Source organism: Dongia sp., from assembly GCF_041906375.1.
GTDB lineage: Bacteria > Pseudomonadota > Alphaproteobacteria > Dongiales > Dongiaceae > Dongia.
Map to the genome: position 1 here is coordinate 14,810 of NZ_JAYRJJ010000013.1, position 8,362 is coordinate 23,171.

The following is an 8,362-nucleotide window of genomic DNA, read 5'->3' on the forward strand; positions in this document are numbered from 1 at the left end:
TTAGATCCGGAACAGTCGCCCCCAGCCTGCGATGGGTTCGGTGATGCCGGCGAGGCGCAGGGCGTGCCAGGCCATGGCGTGGTTGGAGGAGGTGACGGGCTTGCCGAGTTCGCGCTCGAGGCTTTCGGCGATTTCGGCGACGCGCAAGGATGTGCAAGAGACGAAGACGCCGTCGACTGCCGGATGCCGGCCGAGCTCGAGGGCGGCGTTGTAGATGGAGCGGGTCGAGATGCGCGCCACCTCGTTATCGTCCTCGTGGTTGAAGGAGCCGATCACCGGCACCTCCAGCCCTTGCGCCTCGATATAGGTTTTGAAGCGCACGTTGACGGCATCGATATAGGGGGTGAGGAGTGCTATCCGCTTGGCGCCCAACGCCTTCAGGCCCTGGATGCCGCCGGTGATGGGTGTCGTGCATTTAGCCTCGGGCCGCGTTTCGTGGATGCGCTTGAAGACATTCTGCTCGCCGATCACGACCGAGGCCGAGGTGCAGCCATAACCCACCACATCGAGCGGAATGCCGGGCAGGATCACGTCGGCGGCGGCCGACAGCCCGGCCTCCATGGCTGCAAGCGTCGTGGGATTTATCTCCGCCGCGTTGCGGATGCGCGTCCCATAGAGGGCGACGCCCGGCATGGTGAAGATCTTGCGGAACTCGTATTCCAGTGTGTGATCGGTTGCCAGGATAATGAGGCCGATCCGGGCCCTGGCGGCGACGCCGCCATCAAGTTCGAAGGGCAGATGCTTGCGGTTGACCAGCAACCCGTCCTGGGTCTCAGCCTTGACGCGCGCCTCAACGGGGGACATGCCGGCAAACTCCCTTTCGTTTTGGGGCGACGAGCCATGCCAAACCGGCATGGGGGGCCGCCGAATGCAGGGATTATGATGGCGCGAGCCGGAAACTAAAGCAATTCCCGCTTGTTGTCAGATATGGCCGCTTTCCGCTATGTGGAACGGCAGACTTACCGGGACCCCGAAGGATCAACCCATGTCTCTTGCCCGCGCGTATCTCCTGGCCCCTTTCCTGGCCCTGACCCTCGCAGCCGGCCTTGCCGGGCCGCTGGCGGCGCAGGAAACCAAGGTCGAGAGCAGCGCCCGGATCGACGCCATTTCCTACCAGCCGATCCCGCCGGGCGCCGCCCTTGAGACCCAGGCGGATACCCAGAGCCAGATGGATGACGACGCCCTGCGCCAGGTCGATGCCGACCTCAAGGGCCGCGGCTATGCGGTGGGTGGCGACAGCGACCTGGTCGTGACCGTGGCAACCCAGCTGGTCTCGCGCCTTAATGCCGACCAATCGGCGGGCGACGTCGCCATCAAGAAGAGCGACCCTAAGAATTCAGCCCTGTTCAGCACCGGGGGCGGCACGCTCCTCAATCCCAATGACCCGCTCAACACCACCGACCGGGTCTTCCGCGTCAACCTCACCGTCTACAGCCGCACCGACGGGCATTTTGTCTGGCGCGGTACGGTGCAACGCGCCGATGCCACCGTCGACCCGTCGACGGCACTCCGCGAAATGCTGCCGGCCCTGCTCGACCATTTCGGCGAGACCGCCGAAGGGATCGACGTACCGCTGGTGCAGTAAGAGGCATTCTCGCGTCTGACCGTCACGCCCGGACTTGATCCGGGCAACAGTCCGCACTTGAAGAAAACAGCCCGGTCAAACCGGATCCCCGGGTCAAGCCCGGGGATGCCGAAGTCAAGGACTGTCGTCAGCAATATTCCCGCTTCAGGTCGTAGGCCTCTTCATCGCTGAAGATGCGGGTGCCGGCATCAAAGGCATCCATGCGCGCGGTGATGCGGAAATGCGCCTTCTCGGCCTTGATGCTGGTGAGGCTCACGGTGCGGGCCTCCCAATCGGGGCCTTTGAGCATCTGTTCGTAGGAGATGTCGCAGCGATAGCTCAGCGGATCGTTGGGGCTGATGCGGTAGGTCTCGATCACCTTGCAATCCGACGTGACGCCGATCTCGGCAAAATGATAGCCGCCGGCGTCCTTGTGGTTGACCAGCACGATTTCGCCCGTGGCGATGTCGAGCCGCGCCTCCCGCTTGGCCGAGCCTTCGCGCGTGACGTGGCCCGGCGCGTGCGACGCCTTTTCGGGGGGCGGAATCTCGAAGGCCGGATCCTTGGCACCGGTCGGGCGCACGGGGAGTTCCAGATGGCAGCCATCGGTGAAGAGCGTCAGGGTCGCGGCTTCGGGCGCCGGCATCATCATCGGCCAGTAATTGGTGGAGACTGCGACACGGAGCCTGTGCCCAGGCAGGAAGGCATGAGCGATGTAGTTCAAGGGTATCCGCGCCGTATAGCGCCGGCCCGGCACCAGATCAGCGGGGTGCTCCTGGTCGTCTTTGTGGTTGAGGCTGAAGACGCAGAAGGTGACGCGGGTCGATGCTCCGTCGGGTGCCACGTCGTTGAGGCGCACAGCGATACGCGCCACCGGCTTGTCGACGGCAAAGGCCAGTTCCACCACCGGCATGCCGAAAATCTCGCAGCGCTCCTTGAGCGGCAAGCCGTCGAAGCAGAGCGACATGCCGTCATCCCCCCGCTGCTCCGCCGGATAGTCGCCGTCGCTGCCGCCATAGGAACACCATTCGACGGAGCTCAAACCACAGGTCTGCGGCGACTTGACGGATAGACTTACCGCTTCCGGCGCATGACCCAATGTGTAGCGGCCGAATTTGATCTTTTCCGTCGTGATGCGCGGGCTCGGCCATTGATCTTCGGCGATCCAGCGGCCGGGACGTTCCAGGGCGCAAGGATCAGGCGCGTAGGAATCGTTCATCCAGACGGTGATCTTCGGATCGCGCGTCACACCTGTTTCCTTGCCTTTCAGCCACTGGTCCCACCAGCGCAGGGCTTCCTGCAGGAAGCCGGCCTCGGGTCCCGGCAGGGCGTTGTGCGGATAGGCATGGCCCCAGGGTCCGATCCAGCCTTTGACCGGGCTTTTCACATGCTGGCACAGGCGCGGCACCGTGTTGGAATAGCCGTCCTCCCAGCCGCCGATGGCGAAGACCGCCGCCTTGATGGCATCGTAATTCTCGATGACCGACGCCTGGCGCCAATAGGCATCGCGGTTCTGATGGCCGCCCCAGATATGGAAGGGGAATCTGTAATGCTTGAGGCGGTCGAGCCACATCTGCCGCCAGCGCGGCCCGACCAGTTCCGGGTCTGGCGGCAGCACGGCATAGGCATACATGGCCGAGGCCCAGGAGAAATTGTCGTGCAGCAGAACGCCCTGCATGTAATGGACGTCGTCATTGTAACGGTCATCCGATGAATCGACCGTGATGATCGCCTTCAAGGCCTCCGGCTGCCGTGCTGCCACCTGGAGGCTGTTAAAGCCGCCCCAGGAGATACCCATCATGCCGACCTTGCCGGTGCACCATTCTTGCGCGGCAATCCAGGCGATGGCGGCGATGATGTCGTCCTGCTCGGCCACCGTGTATTCGTCATCCGGCAGGCCTTCGGATTCACCGGTGCCGCGCAGATCGATGCGCAGCACGGCATAACCGTGGCCAGCGGTATAGGGGTGCATCTCGTCATCGCGGAAGCGCAAGCCGTCGCGCTTGCGATAAGGCACGCATTCGATAATGGCCGGCACGGGATTCTTCTCGGCATCCTCCGGCAGCCACATGCGCGCGGCCAGATTGATGCCGCCCACCACCGGAATCCAGATATTCTCGATATGGCGCAGCTTGTGCGGAAATTCGGTGACGATACGCATGGATGTTGTTTCCCCTTCACGATGATCTTTCTTGTCATGGCCCGCTTCAGGCGGGCCATCCACGAGTTCTCCGCCAACTGAAGGAAGCAACTCGTGGATCCCCCGGCTGATCCCCGGATCAAGTCCGGGGAGGGGGATGACAGTTTACGGTTCAAATCCTCACAGCACGAAATAGAGCAGCAGCGGCAATGTCACGAAGGAGAGCGCCGTGGTGATGACGACCATGGAGGCGACGTCAGCCGGTTCGCGGTTGTAGTATTGCGCAAAGAGATAGTTGAAGACGGCGACCGGCATGGTGCTCTGGATCATCAGCACGCCGGTGGCGAGGTCCGAGGCGCCGACAAGATGCCCGACTAAAAAACCAATGGCCGCACCACCGCCCAGGCGCACGATGGAGAGAAAGAGGTTGCGCGGCAGCCTGGTCACGCGCAACTGCGCCAGCGAGACACCGAGCGCCAGCAGCATCAGCGGGATGGTGACCCCGCCCAGCAATTGCAGCGTATTCCCGATATAGGCCGGCAGGTGCCAGCCGAAGGAGAGCACCGCCAGCGCGAAAATGATGGCGTAGATGAGCGGCATCCGCAGCAGGCGGGTAACGCTGAAATTGCCGGAAGCCAAGGCCATGCCGATGGTGAATTGCGACGTGATGGAAATGGCGAAGTAGACGACGGCGAAGGCGAGACCTTCATTGCCGAAAGCAAACAGGGCCAGCGGCAAGCCCATATTGCCGGTATTGGGAAACATGAGGGCCGGCAGATAGGAATGGTTCGGCAGCTTCATCAGCTTGAGCACGATGAGGCCGAGAATGAGGAAGCCGGCAAAGCAAAGTGCCGTCAGCCCCGCCATCTGAATCAGGGCACCGGTTTCGACGCGGATGCGCGTCAGGGCGTCGGCTGCCAGGGCCGGGGTGCCGATATTGGTCACCAGTTGCGTGACGAAGCGATTGTCGAAATTGTTGCCCGAGCGCGCCCAGATAAACCCGATCGCCGGCACGACCAGCACCGGCAGGATGATGGCGGCAAGTTGCTGCAGCAAATCCATGAATTGCACCTCTGGCGGCCAGTTCTAGCCGGAAATCCCCGCTGCCGTCTATTGCTGCATACAGCTGATTTCGGCTAGTCTCCCCGCCATATTTGCAAGGGTCATAAAAGGCCCGATGACCAATCAGGGGAAATCATGAGTGCGCATCAGAAGGCAAACCAGATCGGCGGCCACGCAGCGGTGGCATTGCTTGAAACCTATGGCGTCGACACCGTCTTCGGCATTCCGGGCGTGCATACGCTCGACCTCTACCGGGGTCTGGCCGACCGCAAGATGCGCCACATCGGCGTGCGCCACGAACAGGGCGCCGGCTTCATGGCCGATGGCTATGCCCGTGCCTCGGGCAAGCCGGGTGTCGCCTGCCTCATCACCGGTCCGGGCCTGATGAACGCGGCGACGCCGATCGGGCAGGCTTTCTCCGATTCCGTCCCCGTTCTGGTCATCTGCAGCGTCAATGCGACCGGCGACCTCGGCAAGGGTCGCGGCCGCCTGCATGAAATCACCGACCAGCGCGCTTCCATCGCCCCCCTTACCGGCTTTGCCCGCACGGTGAAGAACGCCGCGGAACTGCCGGGCGCCGTGGCTGATGCCTTCAAACTGTTCGAAACCGGCCGGCCGCGCCCGGTGGTGCTGGAATTCCCGCTCGATATGCTGGCTGCGACCGCCGAGATCGGGCAGACAAAGCGCCAGACCGCCGCGCGGCCGAAAGCCAGCGCCGGCGACATCGCGGCGGCCATCGCGCTCATCGACGCCGCCAAGGCGCCGCTCCTCATCGTCGGCGGCGGCACGGTCGATTGCGCTGCCGAGGTGAAGGCCTTCGTCGAGAACTCCGGCGTACTCTGCGTCACCACCACCGCTGGCAAGGGCGTTCTGCCCGACAGCCACCCGCAATCGATCGGCAGCACATTGGTGCTGCCGGCCACGCAGAAGCTGCTGACGGAAGCGGATCTGGTCATCGCGGTGGGCACCGAGATGGCAGAGACCGACAGCTGGGTCGACATGCTGACCTTGAAGGGCAAGCTGATCCGCGTCGATCTCGATGCCGCGACCATCGCCCGCGACTATACGCCGACCGTGGGCCTGCTGGCCGATGCCGGGCCGACACTGAAGGCCTTCACCGACGGCATCAAGGCCGGTCGCAAGCCGGACCTTGCCACCGCGGCGGAACTGCGCGGGGCCACCCGCAGCAATCTCAGCCCGCTGCAGAAGAAGCATGTGAAGGTGCTGGACGCCCTGCGCGCCGCCTTGCCGGAGGATGCGATCGTCGTTACTGACATGACGCAGATCGCCTATACCGCCAATTTCACCTTCCCCTGCGAGCGCCCGCGCTGCTGGTTCCACCCCTGCGGCTTCGGCACGCTGGGCTATGCGCTGCCGGCCGCGATCGGCGCCAAGATCGCCTGCCCGGACCGGCCGGTGATCGCGGTGGCCGGCGATGGCGGCTTCATGTTCACGGTGCAGGACCTCGGTACCGCAGTGGAGCAGTCACTGCCCCTGCCGATCCTGGTCTGGAACAATGACGCCTTTGGCCAGATCTCCAAGGACATGATCGAACTCGATATCCCGGAACTGGGCGTGAAGCCGAAGAACCCGGATTATCAGGCGCTGGCCCGCGCGTTCGGCGCCCGGGCGGTAAAGCCGCAGAGCCTTGCCGAGATGCAGGATGCCATCAAAGCCGCTTTCAAGGCCGATGGCCCCACCCTCATCGAGGTGCATGAGGGGGCGGATTATCTGAAATAGAGGATGGCGTGAGATCAACCCCGGCAAATATTTCCCTGTATTTCCGGGGCGCGGTAGCGTCGTTAATCACTTCTTATGAGCCGGCGGGTCTAATCCACACAACGACTCGTCGAACGGGCCGGCGATACCCCCATATGCAGTCATGAAACGGTCATGGCACGGGGTTTGCTGGGAAGGCGCGGTCCACCGTTCAAGGAGATGGCTATGGAGACCGCATTTGCACAAGGGCAGAAAATGAGCGCGCCCCCGACCACCGATGAAGCACAACGCAAGCTCTGCTTCGATTTGTTCAACGCCTATTGGGAAGACGCCTTCGCCAAGGGCGTGCCGTTCGACACGATCGGCACGATGTCGATTTCGGCGGCTTTGTTCGCCCTGGTCGCCAAGCATGGCAAGGAAACCACGGCGGAATTCGTCCAGGATCTGGTGGCGAGCATCCAGCAGGACGCCTTCACCAGCGTGCGCAAGACGAACTGAGCGGCGGATTGAGGCTTTAGGCGGCCGGAGGGTCTTTTCCGGATCACCGCCGTCCCATCGCCCGATTGCCGCCTTCCAAGATTTGGCGGGGCCTATCGCAAGGGGGATTTTTTTGCCCAGTGCGGCGCCTCGACGCGGCAATTGTGACCGCCGTCACGGCGCCGGCCGTGCCGTCGCCGCCGTGGTTGCGCGCGCGGCCAAGATCGGCAATTCTCCGGCCATGTCGAGCACCCGATTCACCTCCCGCCTCCTGGCCGTAGCCTTGCTGCTGGCCACCCTGCAGCCCTTCGCCGCAGCGCCCGTCTTTGCCGCGCAGGCCGACCTCGAAGAGGTCCTCAAGATGGAACTTGAGGGCGACAAGGTCGGCGCCTATCTGCGGCTGAAGGAATTGGCGCCGACCGGCGATCCGGAAGCGCAGTATAAGCTGGGCGGCTATTACCAATATGGCTGGGCCGGTCCCACCAATTTCGCCCTGGCGCGCGAATGGTATGGCCGCGCCGCCCATCAGGGCCATGCCGATGCGATGCTGGGCCTCGCCGTCATGGACACGCAGGGCCAGGGCGCCCCGGTCAACAACAAATCCGCCTTCACCTGGCTGACCATCGCCGCCTCGATCTTCAAGGAGCCGGACATCGTCAAGACCGTGGCGGGCTTGCGCAATAAATTGAAGAGCGAGCTTTCCAGCGCCGATCTCAATGCGGCACTCGCCGAAGCGATGGCCTTCCAGGCCGTCAAAGAACAACCCTGATTTATATCACCTGCCGCCAGGAGCTTTTTCCATGATCAAACGCCTTGCCAACACTGCCGGTCTTCCTTCGGCGGCACTCGAAGATTGGGGCAAGGTCGCCGAACCGATCGGCGCACCCGTCGCGCAATTGCGCGGCATGTCGCCGACGGAAAAGGATAAGGAGCCTGATTTCGGCATCTGGGAATGCAGCCCGGGCAAATGGAACCGCCAGATCCGCAAGGCGGAGTTCGCCCATTTCATCAGCGGCCGCGCCACCTTCCACGCTTCGAGCGGCCAGGTGATCGAGATCAACGCCGGCGACGCGCTCTATTTCCCCGCCGAGAGCCTGGGTGTGTGGGAGATTCATGAGACGGTGCGGAAGACCTATATCCTGCTGCCGTAAGACCGGCCCGCATTCAACAGCACACAGCGCGTCATCCCCGGGCTTGACCCGGGGATCAGCCCGCGACTGTGGAACCGAGCCCGGCCTCACCTGATGCCCGGGTCAAGCCCGGGCATGACGGGCTGCGAGAGCGGCCTTGGCCTTCCGCCTTTACCTCTTCTCCACACCGCACCAATCGGCCATGAAGAGGGCCATGCCCTGCGTGATCTTCCTCAGCGATGAGAGGGAGACGCGTTCGTCGAAGCCGTG

General features: G+C 63.3%; 8 protein-coding genes. 5 read left to right on the forward strand and 3 right to left on the reverse strand.

Features of this window, described 5'->3' with window-relative positions:
* Positions 1–804, reverse strand: a complete 804-nt coding sequence (locus ACE3OA_RS20795) for an Asp/Glu racemase (protein WP_374314422.1) — start codon at positions 802–804, stop codon at positions 1–3.
* Positions 805–985: 181 nt separating this feature from the next.
* Between ACE3OA_RS20795 and ACE3OA_RS20800 the strand changes: the two genes are divergently transcribed.
* Complete coding sequence (locus ACE3OA_RS20800; protein WP_374314424.1) at positions 986–1,585, forward strand: hypothetical protein; 600 nt, start codon at positions 986–988, stop codon at positions 1,583–1,585.
* 127 nt (positions 1,586–1,712) lie between these two features.
* On the opposite strand, the gene ACE3OA_RS20805 is transcribed toward ACE3OA_RS20800, so the two are convergent.
* Positions 1,713–3,725, reverse strand: a complete 2,013-nt coding sequence (locus tag ACE3OA_RS20805) for a CocE/NonD family hydrolase (RefSeq protein WP_374314426.1) — start codon at positions 3,723–3,725, stop codon at positions 1,713–1,715.
* Between the two features lie 159 nt (positions 3,726–3,884).
* Entirely contained in the window at positions 3,885–4,766 is an 882-nt protein-coding gene (locus tag ACE3OA_RS20810; RefSeq protein ID WP_374314428.1) for an AEC family transporter, read from the reverse strand.
* A 135-nt stretch (positions 4,767–4,901) separates the two neighbouring features.
* On the opposite strand from ACE3OA_RS20810, the gene ACE3OA_RS20815 reads away from it, so the two are divergent.
* The 4 genes from ACE3OA_RS20815 to ACE3OA_RS20830 all read left to right on the forward strand — a co-directional run bounded on the left by ACE3OA_RS20815 (position 4,902) and on the right by ACE3OA_RS20830 (position 8,113).
* A complete protein-coding gene (locus ACE3OA_RS20815; RefSeq protein ID WP_374314430.1) occupies positions 4,902–6,506 on the forward strand; it encodes a 5-guanidino-2-oxopentanoate decarboxylase in 1,605 nt (534 codons plus the stop codon).
* A gap of 234 nt (positions 6,507–6,740) precedes the next feature.
* The gene (locus tag ACE3OA_RS20820) at positions 6,741–6,983 is read left to right on the forward strand and encodes a hypothetical protein (protein WP_374314432.1); all 243 of its coding nucleotides are present in this window, start codon (positions 6,741–6,743) and stop codon (positions 6,981–6,983) included.
* 112 nt (positions 6,984–7,095) lie between these two features.
* A complete protein-coding gene (locus ACE3OA_RS20825; RefSeq protein WP_374314434.1) occupies positions 7,096–7,731 on the forward strand; it encodes a tetratricopeptide repeat protein in 636 nt (211 codons plus the stop codon).
* Positions 7,732–7,762: 31 nt separating this feature from the next.
* Positions 7,763–8,113: a cupin domain-containing protein gene (locus tag ACE3OA_RS20830; RefSeq protein WP_374314436.1), complete on the forward strand. Its 351-nt coding sequence runs from the start codon at positions 7,763–7,765 to the stop codon at positions 8,111–8,113.
* Positions 8,114–8,362: the final 249 nt, after the last annotated feature.

What these genes read in the sequence shown, in the direction of transcription:
- ACE3OA_RS20800 (WP_374314424.1), top strand. Translation starts at nt 986, where the DNA reads ATGTCTCTTGCCCGCGCGTATCTCCTGGCCCCTTTCCTGGCCCTGACC.
- ACE3OA_RS20820 (WP_374314432.1), top strand. Translation starts at nt 6,741, where the DNA reads ATGAGCGCGCCCCCGACCACCGATGAAGCACAACGCAAGCTCTGCTTC.
- ACE3OA_RS20830 (WP_374314436.1), top strand. Translation starts at nt 7,763, where the DNA reads ATGATCAAACGCCTTGCCAACACTGCCGGTCTTCCTTCGGCGGCACTC.
- ACE3OA_RS20805 (WP_374314426.1), bottom strand. Translation starts at nt 3,725, where the DNA reads ATGCGTATCGTCACCGAATTTCCGCACAAGCTGCGCCATATCGAGAAT.
- ACE3OA_RS20810 (WP_374314428.1), bottom strand. Translation starts at nt 4,766, where the DNA reads ATGGATTTGCTGCAGCAACTTGCCGCCATCATCCTGCCGGTGCTGGTC.
- ACE3OA_RS20815 (WP_374314430.1), top strand. Translation starts at nt 4,902, where the DNA reads ATGAGTGCGCATCAGAAGGCAAACCAGATCGGCGGCCACGCAGCGGTG.
- ACE3OA_RS20795 (WP_374314422.1), bottom strand. Translation starts at nt 804, where the DNA reads ATGTCCCCCGTTGAGGCGCGCGTCAAGGCTGAGACCCAGGACGGGTTG.